The sequence below is a fragment of the Streptomyces sp. NPDC050388 genome (assembly GCF_040655635.1).
Taxonomy (GTDB): Bacteria; Actinomycetota; Actinomycetes; order Streptomycetales; family Streptomycetaceae; genus Streptomyces.
Map to the genome: position 1 here is coordinate 22,636 of NZ_JBFAKH010000050.1, position 18,070 is coordinate 40,705.

General features: G+C 71.5%; 18 protein-coding genes. 3 read left to right on the plus strand and 15 right to left on the minus strand.

The window, feature by feature from the left end; translation table 11 throughout:
* Positions 1 to 74 precede the first annotated feature (74 nt).
* Complete coding sequence (locus AB0I73_RS26070) at positions 75 to 803, minus strand: M23 family metallopeptidase (protein ID WP_363041165.1); 729 nt, start codon at positions 801 to 803, stop codon at positions 75 to 77.
* A 444-nt stretch (positions 804 to 1,247) separates the two neighbouring features.
* Between AB0I73_RS26070 and AB0I73_RS26075 the strand changes: the two genes are divergently transcribed.
* Entirely contained in the window at positions 1,248 to 1,931 is a 684-nt protein-coding gene (locus AB0I73_RS26075) for an HAD family acid phosphatase (protein ID WP_363041167.1), read from the plus strand.
* Positions 1,932 to 2,005: 74 nt separating this feature from the next.
* Here the strand turns inward: AB0I73_RS26075 and AB0I73_RS26080 are convergent, their stop codons facing one another.
* Positions 2,006 to 4,528, minus strand: coding sequence for an ATP-dependent Clp protease ATP-binding subunit (locus AB0I73_RS26080; RefSeq protein WP_363041169.1), 2,523 nt, complete (start codon positions 4,526 to 4,528; stop codon positions 2,006 to 2,008).
* A 430-nt stretch (positions 4,529 to 4,958) separates the two neighbouring features.
* On the opposite strand from AB0I73_RS26080, the gene AB0I73_RS26085 reads away from it, so the two are divergent.
* The gene (locus tag AB0I73_RS26085; RefSeq protein ID WP_363041171.1) at positions 4,959 to 5,597 is read left to right on the plus strand and encodes an SCO3374 family protein; all 639 of its coding nucleotides are present in this window, start codon (positions 4,959 to 4,961) and stop codon (positions 5,595 to 5,597) included.
* Here AB0I73_RS26085 and AB0I73_RS26090 read toward each other — a convergent pair.
* The 10 genes from AB0I73_RS26090 to AB0I73_RS26135 form a co-directional block, all read right to left on the minus strand.
* On the minus strand, positions 5,576 to 5,911 hold the full coding sequence (locus AB0I73_RS26090; RefSeq protein WP_363041173.1) for an Lsr2 family protein: 336 nt from the start codon (positions 5,909 to 5,911) through the stop codon (positions 5,576 to 5,578). The two genes, AB0I73_RS26085 and AB0I73_RS26090, sit on opposite strands and share 22 nt — an antisense overlap.
* 287 nt (positions 5,912 to 6,198) lie before the next feature.
* Positions 6,199 to 6,732, minus strand: a complete 534-nt coding sequence (locus tag AB0I73_RS26095; protein WP_109377291.1) for an amino-acid N-acetyltransferase — start codon at positions 6,730 to 6,732, stop codon at positions 6,199 to 6,201.
* A 9-nt stretch (positions 6,733 to 6,741) separates the two neighbouring features.
* Positions 6,742 to 7,215, minus strand: coding sequence for a BlaI/MecI/CopY family transcriptional regulator (locus tag AB0I73_RS26100; RefSeq protein ID WP_258308263.1), 474 nt, complete (start codon positions 7,213 to 7,215; stop codon positions 6,742 to 6,744).
* Between the two features lie 162 nt (positions 7,216 to 7,377).
* The gene (locus tag AB0I73_RS26105; protein WP_363041175.1) at positions 7,378 to 7,557 is read right to left on the minus strand and encodes a hypothetical protein; all 180 of its coding nucleotides are present in this window, start codon (positions 7,555 to 7,557) and stop codon (positions 7,378 to 7,380) included.
* A gap of 64 nt (positions 7,558 to 7,621) precedes the next feature.
* On the minus strand, positions 7,622 to 8,311 hold the full coding sequence (locus AB0I73_RS26110; RefSeq protein WP_363041220.1) for a hypothetical protein: 690 nt from the start codon (positions 8,309 to 8,311) through the stop codon (positions 7,622 to 7,624).
* A gap of 123 nt (positions 8,312 to 8,434) precedes the next feature.
* The gene (locus AB0I73_RS26115; RefSeq protein WP_363041177.1) at positions 8,435 to 9,232 is read right to left on the minus strand and encodes a type III pantothenate kinase; all 798 of its coding nucleotides are present in this window, start codon (positions 9,230 to 9,232) and stop codon (positions 8,435 to 8,437) included.
* A 9-nt stretch (positions 9,233 to 9,241) separates the two neighbouring features.
* The gene (gene nadC / locus AB0I73_RS26120; protein ID WP_363041179.1) at positions 9,242 to 10,255 is read right to left on the minus strand and encodes a carboxylating nicotinate-nucleotide diphosphorylase; all 1,014 of its coding nucleotides are present in this window, start codon (positions 10,253 to 10,255) and stop codon (positions 9,242 to 9,244) included.
* Positions 10,256 to 10,260: 5 nt separating this feature from the next.
* Positions 10,261 to 11,982 carry an L-aspartate oxidase gene (locus AB0I73_RS26125; protein ID WP_363041181.1) on the minus strand — a complete coding sequence of 574 codons (1,722 nt, stop codon included), beginning with the start codon at positions 11,980 to 11,982 and terminating at the stop codon, positions 10,261 to 10,263.
* Positions 11,979 to 12,974 carry a pantoate--beta-alanine ligase gene (gene panC, locus AB0I73_RS26130; RefSeq protein WP_363041183.1) on the minus strand — a complete coding sequence of 332 codons (996 nt, stop codon included), beginning with the start codon at positions 12,972 to 12,974 and terminating at the stop codon, positions 11,979 to 11,981. Before panC ends, AB0I73_RS26125 begins: the two co-directional genes overlap by 4 nt.
* A complete protein-coding gene (locus tag AB0I73_RS26135; protein ID WP_363041185.1) occupies positions 12,971 to 13,936 on the minus strand; it encodes a DUF2520 domain-containing protein in 966 nt (321 codons plus the stop codon). Before AB0I73_RS26135 ends, panC begins: the two co-directional genes overlap by 4 nt.
* Positions 13,937 to 14,149: 213 nt before the next feature.
* On the opposite strand from AB0I73_RS26135, the gene AB0I73_RS26140 reads away from it, so the two are divergent.
* Positions 14,150 to 15,367: a beta-eliminating lyase-related protein gene (locus AB0I73_RS26140; RefSeq protein ID WP_363041187.1), complete on the plus strand. Its 1,218-nt coding sequence runs from the start codon at positions 14,150 to 14,152 to the stop codon at positions 15,365 to 15,367.
* A 22-nt stretch (positions 15,368 to 15,389) separates the two neighbouring features.
* Here AB0I73_RS26140 and AB0I73_RS26145 read toward each other — a convergent pair whose 3' ends face one another.
* The 3 genes from AB0I73_RS26145 to AB0I73_RS26155 all read right to left on the minus strand — a co-directional run bounded on the left by AB0I73_RS26145 (position 15,390) and on the right by AB0I73_RS26155 (position 18,005).
* The gene (locus AB0I73_RS26145; RefSeq protein ID WP_363041189.1) at positions 15,390 to 16,022 is read right to left on the minus strand and encodes an AAA family ATPase; all 633 of its coding nucleotides are present in this window, start codon (positions 16,020 to 16,022) and stop codon (positions 15,390 to 15,392) included.
* A gap of 31 nt (positions 16,023 to 16,053) precedes the next feature.
* The gene (locus tag AB0I73_RS26150) at positions 16,054 to 16,725 is read right to left on the minus strand and encodes a response regulator transcription factor (protein ID WP_363041191.1); all 672 of its coding nucleotides are present in this window, start codon (positions 16,723 to 16,725) and stop codon (positions 16,054 to 16,056) included.
* 77 nt (positions 16,726 to 16,802) lie between these two features.
* Entirely contained in the window at positions 16,803 to 18,005 is a 1,203-nt protein-coding gene (locus AB0I73_RS26155; protein ID WP_363041193.1) for a sensor histidine kinase, read from the minus strand.
* Positions 18,006 to 18,070 lie beyond the last annotated feature (65 nt).

The window sequence follows — 18,070 nt, forward strand, 5'->3', positions numbered from 1 at the left end:
CAGGGCCCCTCGGGGAGTTCGCAGCGCTGGGTACACGACGCTGGGTACCCAGGGCCGGCTCTCGGGGCGGGTCCTCAGAGCTTGACGCCCTTGCCGCTCAGGAACTTCACCGGGTCGATGGCGGAGCCGTAGTTCGGGCTGGTCCGGATCTCGAAGTGCAGGTGGGGACCGCTGGAGTTGCCCGTGTTGCCGGACAGGGCGATCTTCTGGCCGGTCTTGACGACCTGGCCGGGCTGCACGTTCACCTGGGAGAGGTGGGCGTACTGGGAGTACGTGCCGTCGCCGTGGTTGACGACGACGGCGTTGCCGTACGCCGGACCGTCGCCGGCGCCGTTGCCGCCCGCCTTCACGACCGTGCCGCCGTGCGTGGCCACGACCTCGGTGCCGTTCGGCACGGCGTAGTCCTGACCGCTGTGGGAGGACTGCCACATGCCGCCGGCCTGGGCGAAGCTCGCGGAAGGCGTGTAGCTCTTCACCGGGCTGACCCAGGAAGCGGCCTTCTTGGCGGGCTGAGCGGCCTTCTTCGCCTCGGCCGCCTTCTTCGCCTCGGCCGCCTTCTCCGCCGCGGCCGCCTTCTCCGCCGCGGCCGCCTTGGTCTGCGTGGCCTCGGCCTGGGCGGCCGCCTGGTCCTGCACGGTGGTGGTGCTGGTGGCGGTGGTGGCGGTGGGGGCGGCCGTGTCGTTGGCGGCGGCCGCGATCCCGACTCCCGCGACGGCCGAGACCCCGACACCGGCGGCCAGCACGGCAGCACGGGTGCGGAGGTGGGACGCGAGGAAGGAACGGGACGTGACGCGCTGGAACATCGAAGACCTCATGGGGGAGGGGGCAGAGGAAAACCACCCGGCGAACAGGTCCGCGCCGCAGTGGCCATTCCTTGGTAACCCGCTCACCCAGAAAGGCACAAAGGGGGTCATCTACGACAGAAGTTCGTACTTCTGTCGTGAGATGCACGTCTCTTGACACAACCGACAGTCAGGGCGAAAGCCCCATTTGAGGCTGATCGATCAGGCCTTTAAGCCGAATGTCCGCTTTACCTCAGGGCCTTTTTACACTATTTCGCCTAGTAACGGACAAAACGCCTGTGCAGCATGTCACCGAGAACCCGGGCCGGACGTTCCACAAATGTGGCGTGCGCCTCTAGCCGCCTACCGCCCGGTAACCCTACGGTTCACCTCGCGTCACCCTCGCAGACGAACATGCACACGTCATGTTGGCAGCGTTATGAGCGTGAGAGGACCCCCCACCCCATGAGAAGCCGACGCCCCTGGCTGCGCCGTGCATCGGTGACCGCCGTGTCCGCCGCGGCCCTGATGGCCCTGGCCGTCCCCGCCCAGGCCTCGACCACCTCCGGCACCCCCGCGACCACCACCACGACGACGGCCGCCGCCTCGGCGACCGCCACCACGACGGCCGCGGCAGTCACAGCAGCCGCCGCGGCCGTCGACCACGCGACCTGGCAGCGGGACTGCCGGGCGGTCATGGACCAGGCCCTGCCCCAGCTGAAGCAGCGCATCGCGGCCCCGCGGCCGGGCGAGAAGCAGGCGATCGTCCTCGACATCGACAACACCGCGCTGGAGACCGACTTCGGGTTCAGCTTCCCCCAGCCGGCCAACAAGCCGGTCCTGGAGGTCGCCGAGTACGCCCAGGAGCGCGGTGTCGCGGTGTTCTTCGTGACCGCCCGGCCGGGCATCATCCACGCCCCCACCGCCTTCAACCTCGACCACGCCGGCTACGAGTCCGCCGGGCTCTACGTCCGCGGCTTCTTCGACCTGTTCCGGAACGTGGCCGAGTACAAGACGGCACAGCGCGTCGACATCGAGTCGAAGGGCTACACGATCATCGCCAACATCGGCAACAGCGCCACCGACCTGTCGGGCGGCCACGCCGAGAGGACCTACAAGCTGCCGGACTACGACGGTCAGCTGTCGTAGGCACGGGGCGTTCGGGCATGCGAAAGGGGCCGGTGCCCTGCTCGGGCACCGGCCCCTTTCGGCTGCCGTGACGCTTACGCTTCCTTGCTGAGGTTCGGGCCCCCACCGGCCGCCTGCTCGATCGGCGGGACGTCGGGCAGGGCCGACTTCTCCTCACCGCGGAAGGTGAAGGTGGCGGTCTCGCCCTCGCCCTCGGTGTCCACGACCACGATGTGACCGGGGCGCAGCTCGCCGAAGAGGATCTTCTCCGACAGCGCGTCCTCGATCTCGCGCTGGATGGTCCGGCGCAGCGGCCGGGCGCCCAGCACGGGGTCGTAGCCCCTCTTGGACAGCAGCTCCTTGGCGGACTGGGAGAGCTCGATGCCCATGTCCCGGTCCTTCAGGCGCTCGTCCACCTTGTCGATCATCAGGTCGACGATCGCGAGGATGTCCTCCGGGGTGAGCTGCGGGAAGACGACCACGTCGTCGACACGGTTGAGGAACTCGGGACGGAAGTGCTGCTTGAGCTCGTCCGACACCTTGTTCTTCATGCGCTCGTAGTTGGTCTTCTTGTCGCCCGCGGCGGCGAAGCCCAGGTTGAAGCCCTTGGAGATGTCCCGGGTGCCGAGGTTGGTCGTCATGATGATGACCGTGTTCTTGAAGTCCACGACCCGGCCCTGGGAGTCGGTCAGGCGACCGTCCTCCAGGATCTGCAGCAGCGAGTTGAAGATGTCCGGGTGGGCCTTCTCGACCTCGTCGAAGAGGACGACCGAGAACGGCTTGCGGCGCACCTTCTCCGTCAGCTGACCGCCCTCCTCGTAGCCCACGTAGCCGGGGGGCGAACCGAAGAGGCGCGAGACCGTGTGCTTCTCGCTGAACTCCGACATGTCGAGGGAGATCAGCGCGTCCTCGTCACCGAACAGGAACTCGGCGAGGGCCTTGGACAGCTCGGTCTTACCGACACCGGACGGACCGGCGAAGATGAACGAGCCACCGGGACGCTTCGGGTCCTTGAGCCCCGCGCGGGTGCGGCGGATCGCCTTGGACAGCGCCTTGACGGCGTCGACCTGGCCGATGACCCGCTTGTGGAGCTCGTCCTCCATGCGCAGCAGACGCGAGGACTCCTCCTCGGTCAGCTTGAAGACCGGGATGCCGGTGGCCGTGGCGAGGACCTCGGCGATCAGGTCGCCGTCGACCTCGGCGACGACGTCCATGTCGCCGGCCTTCCACTCCTTCTCCCGCTTCGCCTTGGCGGCCAGGAGCTGCTTCTCCTTGTCACGCAGCGAGGCGGCCTTCTCGAAGTCCTGCGAGTCGATCGCGGACTCCTTGTCCCGGCGGACACCGGCGATCTTCTCGTCGAACTCGCGCAGGTCCGGCGGCGCGGTCATCCGACGGATGCGCATCCGGGAGCCGGCCTCGTCGATCAGGTCGATCGCCTTGTCCGGGAGGAAGCGGTCCGAGATGTACCGGTCGGCCAGCGTGGCCGCCTGGACCAGCGCCTCGTCGGTGATGGAGACGCGGTGGTGCGCCTCGTACCGGTCGCGCAGCCCCTTGAGGATCTCGATGGTGTGCGGCAGGGACGGCTCGGCGACCTGGATCGGCTGGAAACGGCGCTCCAGGGCCGCGTCCTTCTCCAGGTGCTTGCGGTACTCGTCCAGCGTGGTGGCGCCGATGGTCTGCAGCTCACCTCGGGCCAGCATCGGCTTCAGGATGGAGGCCGCGTCGATGGCGCCCTCGGCGGCACCCGCACCGACCAGCGTGTGCAGCTCGTCGATGAACAGGATGATGTCGCCGCGGGTGCGGATCTCCTTGAGTACCTTCTTCAGGCGCTCCTCGAAGTCACCGCGGTAGCGGGAGCCGGCGACCAGGGCACCGAGGTCCAGGGTGTAGAGGTGCTTGTCCTTGAGGGTCTCGGGCACCTCGCCCTTGACGATGGCCTGGGCGAGGCCCTCGACGACGGCGGTCTTGCCGACGCCGGGCTCACCGATCAGCACCGGGTTGTTCTTGGTACGGCGGGACAGCACCTGCATGACCCGCTCGATCTCCTTCTCGCGCCCGATGACCGGGTCGAGCTTGGACTCACGAGCGGCCTGGGTGAGGTTCCGGCCGAACTGGTCGAGGACCAGGGACGTGGAGGGGGTGCCCTCGGCAGGACCGCCGGCGGTGGCGGTCTCCTTGCCCTGGTAACCGGAGAGCAGCTGGATCACCTGCTGCCGCACCCGGTTCAGATCTGCGCCCAGCTTGACCAGGACCTGGGCGGCGACGCCCTCGCCCTCACGGATCAGGCCGAGCAGGATGTGCTCCGTACCGATGTAGTTGTGACCCAGCTGCAGCGCCTCGCGGAGCGACAGCTCGAGCACCTTCTTGGCACGGGGAGTGAAGGGGATGTGGCCGGACGGCGCCTGCTGCCCCTGGCCGATGATCTCCTCCACCTGCTGGCGGACCGCCTCGAGCGAAATCCCGAGGCTCTCAAGGGCCTTGGCGGCGACACCCTCACCCTCGTGGATCAGGCCCAGGAGGATGTGCTCGGTGCCGATGTAGTTGTGGTTGAGCATCCGGGCTTCTTCCTGAGCCAGGACGACAACCCGCCGCGCGCGGTCGGTGAACCTCTCGAACATCGTTAATCGCTCCTCAGAGCGGTCAGGCAGTGGGGGGAACTTCCCCTCCCTGTCCTTCCGCAGCTTAGTCCCGCAAGCGGGGACCGCTCATTCCAACTGCCGACACCCTCGATGGCCTCCTGACCCCGAACGCCGACATATGCTCCAACCCGATGGTGCGAGACGATGTTCCCGCAGGCCAGGTGGTTACCCCCATCTCCAGTACGCCCATGGCGAACGGAATACGTCCCCGTCCCGCGTGTCGCCCCCTCCCACTAGGGATGTCTTACCCGCTGCCACCGACAATCCATGCCGAGTGCACGGGTTCCCTCCGCTACGGGCGAACAACCTTGCGCCTCCTCGTACCCCCTCACACCCCTTGTTCGACACCCTGTGCACACGCATGTGCACCTAGCGTAACCCGAACGGCCTTCCGGCGGTTGCACTTGGCATGGTCGACCCGATCGATCCGGTCCGGCACTGGTACGAGAACGAACAGGGCTGGCCGACGGTGCCCGGGGACCCGGTGCGTCTGTCGGTGGGGGTGCGCTTCGACGTCCTGGACGTACCCGCCGAGGCGGGACACGCGGCACTGGGGCGCCTGCGGGGTGACGGGCGGGCGGGGCTGCGGCCGGGACCCGCGGCCGCGGGGTTCCCGGTGGCCCTGCAGCGCGGCCGGATGCTGCTGCTGGTGGCCGCGGGCAGCGCGGAGGAACTGCCGGGACTGCTCGACTGGCTGGAGTGGGGCACGCTGGCCCTCGATCTCGCCGCGATCGGCGCGGGCGGTCTCATCGACGCTCCGCCGCCCCCCACGGCCGGCCGTGGGGCCGTCCGGCCCCCTGCGGACCGCACCGGTTCACAGGGGGCCGCCGTCTGGCTGCGACCCCCCGGGCCGGGGCGCGAGGGCGAGGCCTCGCTGCCGACGCTGTCGGCGACGGGGGGCCGGGGCGGCGCCCCCGATCTCGTACGGCTGGTGAGCACGGTGGCCACCGAGTGCCACCGCGTTCGACTGCTGCGCGCCTGTGACCGACCGCCGGCCGACCTGCGCGAGGCCGGTCGAACCGACGCTCAGCCGTTCGCCCGCTCGTAGGCCTCGCGAATGGCCGCGGGAACACGGCCGCGGTCGTTGACCTCGTGACCGTTCGCCTTCGCCCAGGCGCGGATCGCCGCGGTGTCCTGGTTGCCGCCGGCAGAGACACGGGCCTTTCCGCGCCCACCCGAGGCACGGCCTCCCGTACGCCGGCCGCCCTTCACGTAAGGCTCGAGAAGGCCGCGGAGCTTGTCCGCATTGGCGGTGGTGAGATCGATCTCGTATGTCTTGCCGTCCAACGCGAACGTCACGGTCTCGTCCGCCTCGCCGCCGTCGAGGTCGTCGACAAGAAGGACCTGAACCTTCTGTGCCACCGGATTTCCTTTCATCGACAACTTGAGGACCGGGATGTGCCGGCATCCGCCGTATCGCCGTCCCCTTGTTATATGAACTACTGCAGTACCTCGGAAAGCAAACCGCTTTTGACGGAAAAACACAAACCCCGGGGAGAGGGCCGCCGCCCGCCCACAGCCCGGAAACGTGCGCGTTTCGGACATAGGGAACGACGGCAAGGGCGTGATGCGGAATATGCCTTGGCGTTGCCCGTGGGGCCTCCGCCGCATGGCATCGGGCACGGAACACGGGTACGGAAGGGCGACGATCACAGATGCAGAAGCATCCGGCTGTTGCCCAGGGTGTTCGGTTTCACTCGTTCGAGACCCAGGAACTCCGCGACTCCCTCGTCATAGGAACGCAGCAGCTCGGCGTACACATCGGTGTCGACCGGTGTCTCACCGATCTCCACGAAGCCGTGCCTGCCGAAGAACTCGACTTCGAAGGTCAGACAGAAAACTCGGCGAACACCTAGCCATCGGGCGGTCTGCAGCAACTTCTCCAGCAAGTGGTGGCCCACACCGGCGCCCTTCAGACCTGGCTTCACGGCGAGAGTACGGACTTCCGCGAGGTCTTCCCACATCACATGCAGTGCGCCGCAGCCGACCACCTCGGCGTTGTCGTCCCGTTCCGCGATCCAGAACTCCTGGATCGCCTCGTAAAGCGTCACCGTTGCTTTGTCGAGCAGGATGCCCTTGCGGACGTAGGCGTCAAGGAGGCGGCGCACGGCCGGGACATCGCTGGTGCGGGCCCGGCGGACGGTGATGGCTTTTGCGGTGACATCAGGGCTGTCTGCTGACATGAGCGGACGCTATCGCCCGCCGCGGCCCTCTGCGGAGGCGGGGCTCTCACCCGGAGGTTCCGCCGGGCCGGGTTGTCGGGCAGATCCGGGTTGCTCGGTCGGGCGGGGTTGTTCCCTCGTTTCCGGCAGCCCGACAACGCGTACCGCGTCCGTGAGGGACTGACGCTGTTCCTCGCTCATCATGCCGAAGAAGGCGACGAGTGCGGCGGCGGCGTTGTCGCTCTGCGACCACGCCTCGTTCATCAGCGCGGCGGCGTAGGCGGCGCGGGTGGAGACCGCCTCATATCGATAGGCCCGGCCTTCCGCCTCACGGCGCACCCAGCCCTTCTGATGGAGATTGTCCAGAACGGTCATCACCGTGGTGTACGCGATGGACCGTTCCTTCTGCAGATCTTCCAGGACTTCCCGAACGGTCACCGGGCGGTTCCACTTCCACACCCGCGTCATGACCGCGTCTTCGAGTTCTCCCAGTGGGCGAGGCACAACTGCACAGTAGTGGGAAATATCGCCTGCTGCGCCCCGAACGCACTCGAACATCAGCGAACGCCGGCAAACGCGAACAAAAAGGGCGCACGAGCCGTGCTCGACCACGCTCGAGCCGTACGCCCGGACCGGCTGCCGTGCTTGCGCTTGTCGCGCCTCCGGTCAGCCGTCGGCCCTGGCGGAGGGCTGCCGGGCACCCTCCGCGCGGGCGAGGGCCGCGTCCACGGCGGCGTCCTCCTTGGCCTTGTTGGCGCCGCCCTGGGTCTTCACGATCACCCGGATCACAGCGATGAAGAGGGCGGCCATGACGGCCGGGGGCAGCAACGCGGCGACGTATTCCATGGGTCCAGAGTAGCCAGGGCGCGACGGACGGCCGGGCGGGGGTGGGCGCGGGGCGGCGGGTTTCTCAGCCCACGGCCAGCCGCCGGCCCGACGGGGGCGGAGCCGGCTTGCGGCGGGGGAAGACCTCGCCCGGGGTGGGAAAGGGACGGCCGGGCTTCGGCGCGCCGGGGGCGGGAGCCGGGTTCGGCGCGGGCTCGGGCCGCGGGGCGGACGGCTCGCGGCCCGGCCCCTTCTCGGTCCTCTCAGGCTTCTCGGTCTTCTCGGGCCGCTCCGGCTTCTCCGAGCCCTCGGCACCCTCGGCGTCCTGAGCCTGGCCGCCCGGCAGGGCGAGGAGCCGGGTGCGGGAGACCGGGACACCGGGCAGGGGGGCGGCGGGGACCGTACGGCCGGCGAGGCGGGCGCGCACGTCCTGCTCGGCGAGGAGCCGGCAGCGGTCCAGGAGGGCGGCGGCGGTGGGGTTGCCGCGCAGCGCCCGGAGCGCGGCGAGGTCGTCGGGGTCGGGGCGGTACCCGGCGCCCAGCGCCTCCTCCAGGAGCGCGAGATAGCCGGCGGCGGTGCCGGGGAGGGCGGCGCGGTAGCGGCCGAGGTCGGCCACCAGGAAGGCGCGCAGCCTGGCGTACTCCCGCATCGCCTCGTCGAGGGAGTCGGCGAGGCGGAGGCAGTCCTGGACGTCTTCGGCCGAGGCGGACGTGGGGTGCAGGGCGAGGGCGAGGGCGCGGCGGAGCACGCGCAGCTCCTCCGCGCCGAACACCATGCCGCCGCGCGTTCCGTAGGGCGTGGGCATGCCGTGACGATACGCGCTAATCAGACAAACCCCGCACAACGGACGGGTGTGGCGTGGGGCGTCCACCCAGGTGGAAGGCGTCCGCCCGCTCCGTCACATCCGCGACACGTTCCGTTCGTAGACCAGGCGCAGGCCGATGAGGGTCAGCCAGGGCTCGTGCTCGTCGATGACCGCGCTCTCGCCCAGGACCATCGGCGCCAGCCCGCCCGTCGCGATGACGGTCACCTGATCGGGGTCGTCGGAGAGCTCGCGGGCCATCCGGCGGGCCACGCCGTCCACCTGGCCGGCGAAGCCGTAGACGATGCCGGACTGCATCGCCTCCACCGTGTTCTTGCCGATCACGCTCCGGGGCCGCGCCACCTCGATCTTGCGCAGCTGCGCGGCCCTGACCCCGAGGGCCTCCACCGAGATCTCGATGCCGGGAGCGATGACCCCGCCGACGTACTCCCCGCGCACCGAGATCGCGTCGAAGGTGGTGGCGGTGCCGAAATCGACGACGATCGCCGGACCGCCGTAGAGCTCGTTCGCCGCGACCGCGTTGATGATGCGGTCGGCGCCGACCTCCTTGGGGTTGTCGAACTGGATCGGCACGCCCGTCTTCACGCCCGGCTCGACCAGCACCGCGGGCACGTCGCCGTAGTAGCGGCGGGTCACCTCACGGAGTTCGTGCAGGACGGAGGGGACCGTCGCGCAGATGGCGATGCCGTCGATGCCGTCACCCAGTTCGTCGCCGAGCAGGGGGTGCATGCCCATCAGGCCCTGGAGCAGGACCGCGAACTCGTCGGCCGTGCGGCGCGGGTCGGTGGAGATCCGCCAGTGTTCGACGATGTCCTCGCCGTCGAACAGACCCAGGACGGTGTGCGTGTTGCCCACGTCGATCGTCAGCAGCATGGCCGGCCCCTACTCCGCTGCCCGCAGGTCCAGGCCGATGTCCAGGATCGGCGAGGAGTGGGTCAGGGCTCCCACGGCGAGGTAGTCGACCCCCGTGTCGGCGTACGCCTTGGCGTTGCCGAGGGTGAGCCGGCCGGACGCCTCCAGCGCGGCCCGGCCGGCGACGACGGCCACGGCCTCCTCGCACTCACCGGGCGTGAAGTTGTCCAGCAGGATCAGGTCGGCACCGGCGTCCACGACCTCACGGAGCTGGTGCAGGGTGTCGACCTCGACCTCGATCGGCACGTCGGGAAAGCGTTCCCGGACCGCCTGGAAGGCCTGGGCGACACCGCCCGCGGCGATGACGTGGTTGTCCTTGACCAGGGCCGCGTCGGAGAGCGACATGCGGTGGTTGACGCCGCCGCCGCAACGCACGGCGAACTTCTCCAGGGAACGCAGGCCCGGGGTGGTCTTGCGGGTGTCGCGGACCTCGGCCCGGGTGCCCTCCAGGACGTCCGCCCACGCACGCGTGGCCGTCGCGATGCCCGACAGACGGCACAGGAGGTTCAGGGCGCTGCGTTCCGCCGTGAGGAGGTCCCGGGTGCGGGCGGTGACGGAGAGCAGCTTGTCGCCGGCCTCCACCCGGTCGCCGTCCTCCACGTGGCGTTCGACCTCGAACTCCGCCGTGCAGACCACCGACATGACGGTCTCGGCGATCCTCAGGCCCGCCACGACGCCCGCTTCCCGCGCGCTGAAGTCGGCGGTGGCGACGGCGTCCTCCGGGATGGTCGCGACCGTCGTCACGTCCACGCCGCCCGCCAGGTCCTCCTGGATGGCGACCTGGGCGATGTCCTCGACCTCCACCGGGTCCAGACCGGCGTCGGCCAGGAGCTGGGCGAGCGCGGGGTCGAGACCGCACTCCGTGTAGTCCTCGTATCCGTCGTATCCGTCGTATCCGTCGTGGGATCCGTCGGAGTCCGCGCCGCAGGCGCAGCCGTCGCCGCAGCCGCCGGACGGGGTGAGGGGAAGATCTGGGGTGGTCACGGCAGTCACTGCTCCTGGGGGGCCTGAAGGGGGAGGGTCGGGGGGAAGTCCGTGGCGTCGGTGGTGTGCGCCGCCAGCGTGCGGTCCGGGTTCAGCCGTACGACGATGTGCCGGCGCCAGGCGGTGTCGTCGCGCTCGGGCCGGTCCTCGCGCCAGTGGCAGCCGCGGGTCTCCTCGCGCTGCCGCGCGGCGGCGACCAGGACGCGGGCCACGCACAGGAGGTTGGTGGTCTCCCAGGTGTCGACGCCGGGCTCGGCGGTCTTGCCGTTCTCGTCGAGGGCGTCGCGGGCGTCGGCGTGCAGCCGCTGGAGCCCGTCGGCGGCCTGGGCGAGCGAGTCGGCGGAGCGCAGCACGCCGGCTCCCCGGGTCATGATCCGCTGGATGGTGAAGCGGGCCTCCGGGGGGAGCAGGGGGTGCCCGGGGCGGTCGGCCTGCGGGAGGGGCTGCGGCACGCGCGCGCGGAGGGTGTCCCCGGTCCGGCTCGCGGCGATGTCGGCGGCGATGCGCTCGGCGTAGACCAGGCCCTCCAGGAGGGAGTTGGAGGCGAGCCGGTTGGCGCCGTGCACGCCGGTGCAGGCGACCTCCCCGCACGCGTACAGACCGGGGACGGTGGTGCGGCCCCGGGAGTCGGTGCGGACGCCGCCGGAGGCGTAGTGGGCGGCCGGGGCGACCGGCACGGGCTCGGCGACCGGGTCGATGCCGTGGGCGCGGCAGGCCGCGAGGATCGTCGGGAAGCGGTGCTCCCACATCTCGGCGCCGAAGTGGCGGGCGTCGAGGTACATGTGCTCGGCGTCCCGCTCCCGCATCCGGCGCATGATGCCCTTGGCGACGATGTCGCGCGGGGCGAGTTCGGCGAGCTCGTGCTGCCCCACCATGAAGCGCACGCCGTCGGCGTCGACCAGGTGGGCGCCCTCGCCGCGCACCGCCTCGGAGACCAGGGGCTGCTGGCCCTCCGCGTCGGGGCCGAGGAACAGGACGGTCGGGTGGAACTGGACGAACTCGAGGTCGCTGACCTCGGCGCCCGCGCGCAGGGCCAGCGCCACACCGTCACCGGTGGAGACGGAGGGGTTCGTGGTCGCGCTGAACACCTGGCCCATGCCGCCGGTCGCGAGCACCACCGCGGGGGCGTGCACGGCCCCCACGCCGTCGTGCTGGCCCTCCCCCATGACGTGCAGGGTCACACCCGCGGTGCGGCCCTCGGCGTCCGTCAGCAGGTCCAGGACGAGCGCGTTCTCGATGGTGCGCATCCCGCGCGTACGCACGGCCTCCACCAGCGCGCGGGAGATCTCCGCGCCGGTGGCGTCCCCGCCCGCGTGCGCGATGCGCCGCCGGTGGTGACCGCCCTCCCGGGTCAGTTCCAGGCCGCCCTCGGAGGTCTCGTCGAAGTGGGCGCCGGTGGCGATGAGGCGGCGTACGGCGTCGGGGCCCTCGGTGACGAGGATGCGGACCGCTTCCTCGTCGCACAGGCCCGCGCCGGCCACCAGGGTGTCGTCCCGGTGCTGCTCGGGGGTGTCGCCCTCGCCGAGTGCCGCGGCGATGCCGCCCTGGGCCCAGCGGGTGGAACCGTCGTCGAGCCGGGCCTTGGTGACCACGACGGTGGCCAGTCCGGCGGCCTCGCAGCGCAGCGCCGCGGTCAGTCCGGCGACACCGGAGCCGACGACCACGACGTCCGCGTCGATGGACCACCCGGGCGCGGGCGCGTGCAGTCGTATGCCTGTGCTGGTCACGAGGCGGCTCCGAGAGTGCCGAAGGTCAGGGGGATGTTGTCGATCAGGCGGGTCGTCCCGACCCGGGCGGCGACCGCGAGGACGGCCTCACCGGTGAAGCCGTCGCCGACCTCGGTGAAGTCCGAGGGGTCGACCAGGGCCAGGTAGTCCAGGGTGAGCGGCGGGGTGAGACGGGCGGCCTCGTCGAGGACCTGGCGGGCGGCGGCACGGACGGCCGCCGGACCGGCCGCCGTGGCGACGGCGTGCGCGTCGGCCGCCGCGCGGGACTCGCCCAGCGCGCTGAGCGCCTCGGCACGCGCGCGCGTGGAGGGCACCTCGCGGGCCCGCGCGCGCAGCGCCTCCTGCGCGGCGTGCCGGTCCCGGCCGGCGAACAGCGCGCCGGACAGCGCGAGGGCGGTGCGCCGCTCCGCGGCGGAGAGGTAGCGGTTGCGGCTGGACAGGGCCAGTCCGTCGTCCTCGCGGACGGTGGGGACACCGACGATGTCGACGCCGAAGTTCAGGTCGCGCACCATGCGGCGGATCAGGGCGAGCTGCTGGGCGTCCTTCTCGCCGTACAGGGCGACGTCGGGGCGCGTGAGGTGCAGCAGTTTGGCGACGACGGTGAGCACGCCGTCGAAGTGACCGGGGCGGGCGGCGCCCTCCAGGCGTTCGCCCATGGGGCCGGCGCTGATGCGGACCTGGGGTTCGCCACCCGGGTAGACCTCGTCGGCCGACGGGGCGAAGACGGCGTCGGCGCCCGCCTGCCCGGCGACGTCGAGATCGGCGTCCAGGGTGCGCGGGTACCGGTCGAGGTCCTCGCCCTCGCCGAACTGCAGCGGGTTGACGAAGACGGTGACCACCACCTCTCCGTCGGCACCCGCGACGTCGCGTGCGGCGCGGATCAGGGTGGCGTGGCCCTCGTGCAGGGCGCCCATGGTCATCACCACGGCGCGGCGGCCCGTACGCGCGCGTGCGTGCAGTTCCCCGGCGGTGCGCAGCAGGGTGGTGGTCATCGGGATTCCCCTTCGCCTTCGCCTTCGTCGGGGGCGCCCGTTTCGCCGGTGGTGCCCGTCGTCCCGTCGGCGAGTACCCCGAGCAGGTCCTCGGCGAGCGCCGGCTTCAGCAGGCCGTGGGCGAGGGCGCGGTCCGCGGTCGCGCGGGCCATCGCCAGGTAGCCGGCGACGGCCTGCGGGGCGTGCCGGCGCAACTCGGCGACGTGCGCGGAGACGGTGCCGGCGTCACCGCGCGCGACGGGGCCGGTGAGGGCCGCGTCGCCGGAGCGCAGGGCGTTGTCCAGGGCCGCGCCGAGCAGCGGGCCGAGCATCCGGTCGGGTGCCTCGACCCCGGCGGTGCGCAGCAGTTCCAGGGACTGCGCGACCAGGGTGACCAGGTGGTTGGCGCCCAGGGCGAGGGCGGCGTGGTAGAGCGGGCGGTTCTCCTCGGCGATCCACTCCGGCTCGCCGCCCATCTCGATCACCAGCGCCTCGGCGGCCAGCCGCAGCTCCTCGGGCGCGGTGACGCCGAAGGAGCACCCGGCGAGCCGCTGCACGTCCACGGGGGTGCCGGTGAACGTCATCGCCGGGTGCAGGGCCAGCGGCAGCGCCCCGGCCCGCAGGGCGGGGTCCAGCACCTTCGCGCCGTACCGCCCGGAGGTGTGCACGAGGAGTTGCCCCGGCCGTACCGCGCCCGTCCCGGCGAGCCCGGAGACCAGCTCGGGCAGCGCGTCGTCCGGGACGGTCAGCAGCACCAGCTCGGCCCGCTCCAGCACCTCGGCGGGCGGGACCACGGGTACGGCGGGGAGCAGTTGCTCGGCGCGCCTCCTGGACGCGGCGGAGACGGCGGAGACGGCCACCGGGCGGTGTCCGGCGAGTTGGAGGGACGCGGCCAGGGCCGGGCCCACGCGCCCGGCGCCGACGACGCCGACGGTGAGCCGCGCGGGGCGGTCCCTGGGATCCGGCTGTGGGGCTGTGTTCACGCGACGGCGGCCTTCCCGTTCCAGTCCGCTCGGGGTACCGGACGATTTCTCGTCATGTTAACGCGATCGGTTCCCCGGGTGTTCGGTCGTGCCGTCGCCGTGTGCGGAACGCAGAACGCAGAACGCAGAACGCGAAACGCGAAACGCAGAACGCAGAACGCGGAACGAAAACTCCGATGCCCTCGCTCCCCCGCGCGGGAGATGATCCCGGGCATGAGCGATACGGCGGGGAACGGCACGGCGGAACAGGACGAGCAGCACACCGGCGAGGAGGGGCACCGCGAGCTCCGCGCACGGCGGATCGCCGCCTACCGCGGTGCTCCGCGCGTCCTCGCCCGCCCCGGGTTCCTGGGCACGCTCCGGGAACGGCTGGCGCTGCTGGCGGAGGCGGACGGCCGGTACGACCTGGACGAGGCGTCCGACCTGTACGGCGACGGCGTCGTCGAGGCGCTGGAGGAGCGGGTCGCCGGGCTCCTCGGCACCGGGGCCGCCGCGTTCTTCCCGACCGGCACGATGGCCCAACAGGTGGCTCTGCGCTGCTGGGCGGGCCGTACCGGCAACCCCGTCGTCGCCCTGCACGGGCTCAGCCACCCCGAGGTCCACGAGCGGAACGCGTTCAGCCGGGTCGCCGGGTTGCGTCCGGTGCGGGTGACGAGCGAGCCCAGGATGCCGACCGCCGCCGAGGTGCGGGACTTCGAGGAGCCCTTCGGCGCGCTGATGCTGGAGCTCCCCCTCCGGGACGCCGGTTTCCTGCTGCCCACCTGGGAGGAGCTCACCGAGGTGGTGGACGCCGCGCGGGAGCGCGAGGCCGTGGTGCACTTCGACGGGGCCCGGCTGTGGGAGTGCGCCGTCCACTTCGGCCGGCCACTGGACGAGATCGCCGGCCTGGCGGACAGCGTCTACGTGTCGTTCTACAAGTCGCTCGACGGCTTCGGCGGCGCGGCCCTCGCCGGTCCCGGGGCCCTGGTGGCGGAGGCGAAGGCCTGGCGGCACCGGTACGGCGGCACCGCCTTCCAGCAGTTCCCGACCGCGTTGTCGGCCCTGATCGGCCTGGAGCGGGAGCTGCCCCGGCTGCCGGAGTACGTCACCCACGCGCGCGTGGTGGCCGCCGCGCTGCGCGAGGGCCTGGCCGCGGCCGGGGTGCCGTGGGCCCGCGTCCATCCCGAGGTGCCGCACACCCACGACTTCCAGGTGTGGCTGCCGTACGACGCGGAGACCCTCGCACAGGCGGCGATCCGCACGGCCGAGGAGACGGGAACCATGCTGTTCGCCAACGGCTGGGAGCAACAGGGCCCCGGCCTGGCGCTCACCGAGGTGTACGTGCGGGCGGCCGGCCTGGACTGGACCCCCGACGACGTACGGACGGCGGCCGCGGACTTCGTGACCCGGCTGACGCAGACGGCGACGGCGACAGGGACGCCCGGGCGGTAGGGCCCGGGCGCCGGCGGGGGACTCAGTCGAAGCGGATGTGCCGGAGTCCGACGCGCGCCTGCCGCAGCCGGGTGCGCAGCGGGCCCTCACGGTTGGGGCGCAGTTCCAGTCCCGCCAGTACGGCGATGCGGTCCGCCGTCTTCGGCACGGTGGTGTGGTCCGTCCACAGGTGCTCGGCGAACTCCGGCTCGGCGAGCCGCTCCAGACAGTGGTCGAGCTGCTGCACGGCCCAACTCTCCCGGTGCGGAACGGCGTTCTTCCCGGCGGCGGAGCGCAGCAGGTGTCCGAGGCCGCGTTCACGCAGCCGCCTCAGCACCGTCTCCCGTTCGGCGAGGAGGGCGAAGTGGTGTACGCCGTGGCCGCGTTCGCGCAGCCGACCGACCGTCTCGGCGAAGTGGCCGGAGTCCGTGACCGTCATCGGCGCGATCACGACGCCCTCGTGCCGGGTCAGGACGAGGTCGAGGACCTCGACGACACCCTGCCGCCAGGAGGTCAGGTCCCGGAAGTCTCCCCGCAGTTCGGGCGGCAGCATGCGGCGCAGCCCGAATCCGGCGTGCTCCGGGTCACAGACGACGCTGCCCGGGAGACGACGGTGTATCTCGTACGCGGTTTGTGTCTTACCGCCCCCGAAAGGGCCGTTGATCCACAGCAGCATGCGCCGACCCTACCGACGCCGGGGCCCACGGTCAGCCGTGTCCGCCGGCCCGCACCAGTCCCGTCTCGTAGGCGAGGACCACCACCTGCACCCGGTCCCGCAGCCCCAGCTTGGTCAGGATGCGGCCCACGTGCGTCTTCACCGTCGCCTCCGACAGCACCAGCCGGGCCGCGATCTCGCCGTTGGACAGGCCCTGCGCGACCAGCACCATGACCTCCCGCTCCCGCTCGGTGAGCCGCTCCAGCCCCTTGTGCCGGGGCTGCTCCGCGGTGGACGGCAGCATGGGGGCGAAGCGGTCCAGGAGCCGGCGGGTGGTGGACGGCGCGACCACGGCGTCACCGCTGTGCACCGCGCGGATCGCGGCGAGCAGTTCGCCGGGGGGCACGTCCTTGAGCATGAAGCCGGAGGCGCCGGCCTTCAGCCCGGAGAAGGCGTACTCGTCGAGGTCGAAGGTGGTCAGGATCAGCACCTTCGGCGGGTCGGTGTCCGCACAGATCCGGCGGGTCGCCTCCACCCCGTCCAGCTTCGGCATCCGGACGTCCATGAGCACCACGTCGACGGCGGTGGCGCGCAGCACCTGGAGGGCCTCCACGCCGTCGCCCGCCTCCGCCACGACCTCCATGTCCGGCTGGGCGTCGAGCACCATCCGGAACCCGGTGCGCAGCAGCACCTGGTCGTCGACGAGCATCACGCGGATCGCCATCGGGTCCTCTTCCAGTCCGGTTCCAGGCCAGTGTTTGTTACAGGTGTAAACAAGGGACGTGCGCAAGCGTCCGGGTGTCAGGGGCCGGGCTTGAGCGGCAGCAGGGCACTGATGCGGAATCCTCCGCCCGGCCGCGGACCCGCGTCCAGGGTTCCGCCGACCATCCCGATCCGCTCGCGCATGCCGATCAGACCGTGGCCCTGGCCGTCGTACCCGCCCTCCTCGTACAGCTCGTGCGGGGCGCCCTTGCCGTCGTCCTCGACCAGCAGGCCGAGACCGTCGTCGAAGTAGACCAGGCGCACACTGGCGCCCGTGTCGGGCCCGCCGTGCTTGCGGGTGTTGGTGAGCGCCTCCTGCACGATGCGGTACGCGGTGAGTTCGACGCCGCTGGGCAGCGGGCGCGGGGTGCCCTCGACCTTGAAGTCCACCGGCAGTCCGGACTCCCGGCACTGCTCGACGAGGTCCTCGATCTGCTGCACGTCGGGCTGCGGCACGTACTCGCCGGCCTCCTGGTGCTCGCCGGTGCGCAGCACGCCGAGCAGGCGGCGCATCTCGGCGAGGGCCTGGCGGCCGGTGGAGGAGATGGTCTCCAGGGCCTTCTTCGCCTGGTCGGGCGCGGCGTCGAGGACGTAGGCGGCGCCGTCGGCCTGGACCACCATCACCGACACGTTGTGGGCGACGACGTCGTGCAGTTCACGCGCTATGCGGGCGCGTTCGGCGGCGACCGCGACCTTGGCCTGCGCCTCGCGCTCCTTCTCCAGCCGGGCGGCGCGCTCCTCCAGCTGGGCGAAGTAGGCACGCCGGGTGCGCATGGAGTCGCCGAGCACCCAGGCGAGGGCGAAGGGCACGGTCTGGAATATCACCATGGCGATGTTGCCCGCCACGCTCACGTCCTCGACCGGCCAGCGCGCCTGCGCCACGGGAGCCGCGCACAGGCCGGCGGCCAGCGCCAGACGGGAGGCCCAGCGGGCGCCGACGGTCGCGACCGTGTAGACGATCACCAGCAGCGCGAAGTCGGCGGGCATCGTCGCCACGTCGAGCACCACCTGGAGCACGCCGACCACGACGGCCAGGACCAGCATCCGCTCCGGCATCCGCCGGCGCAGCGCCACGACCAGCGACAGCAGCAGCATGACCGGCACGGTGAGGGCCGGCAGATCGGTCCCCTCGGTCTCCTGCGCGCTCGCTCCGCCCAGCACCGAAATCCCGAACAGGACCACGGCCCAGAAGCCGTCGACCCCCGTCGGGTGTCTGCGGAGAAAATCATAGAGGCGCTGCACGCAACCCAGCGTAGGGAAGCAAAGTGCGTGCAGGGGTCAACCGGAGGGCCGATCCCCGGTCGGCA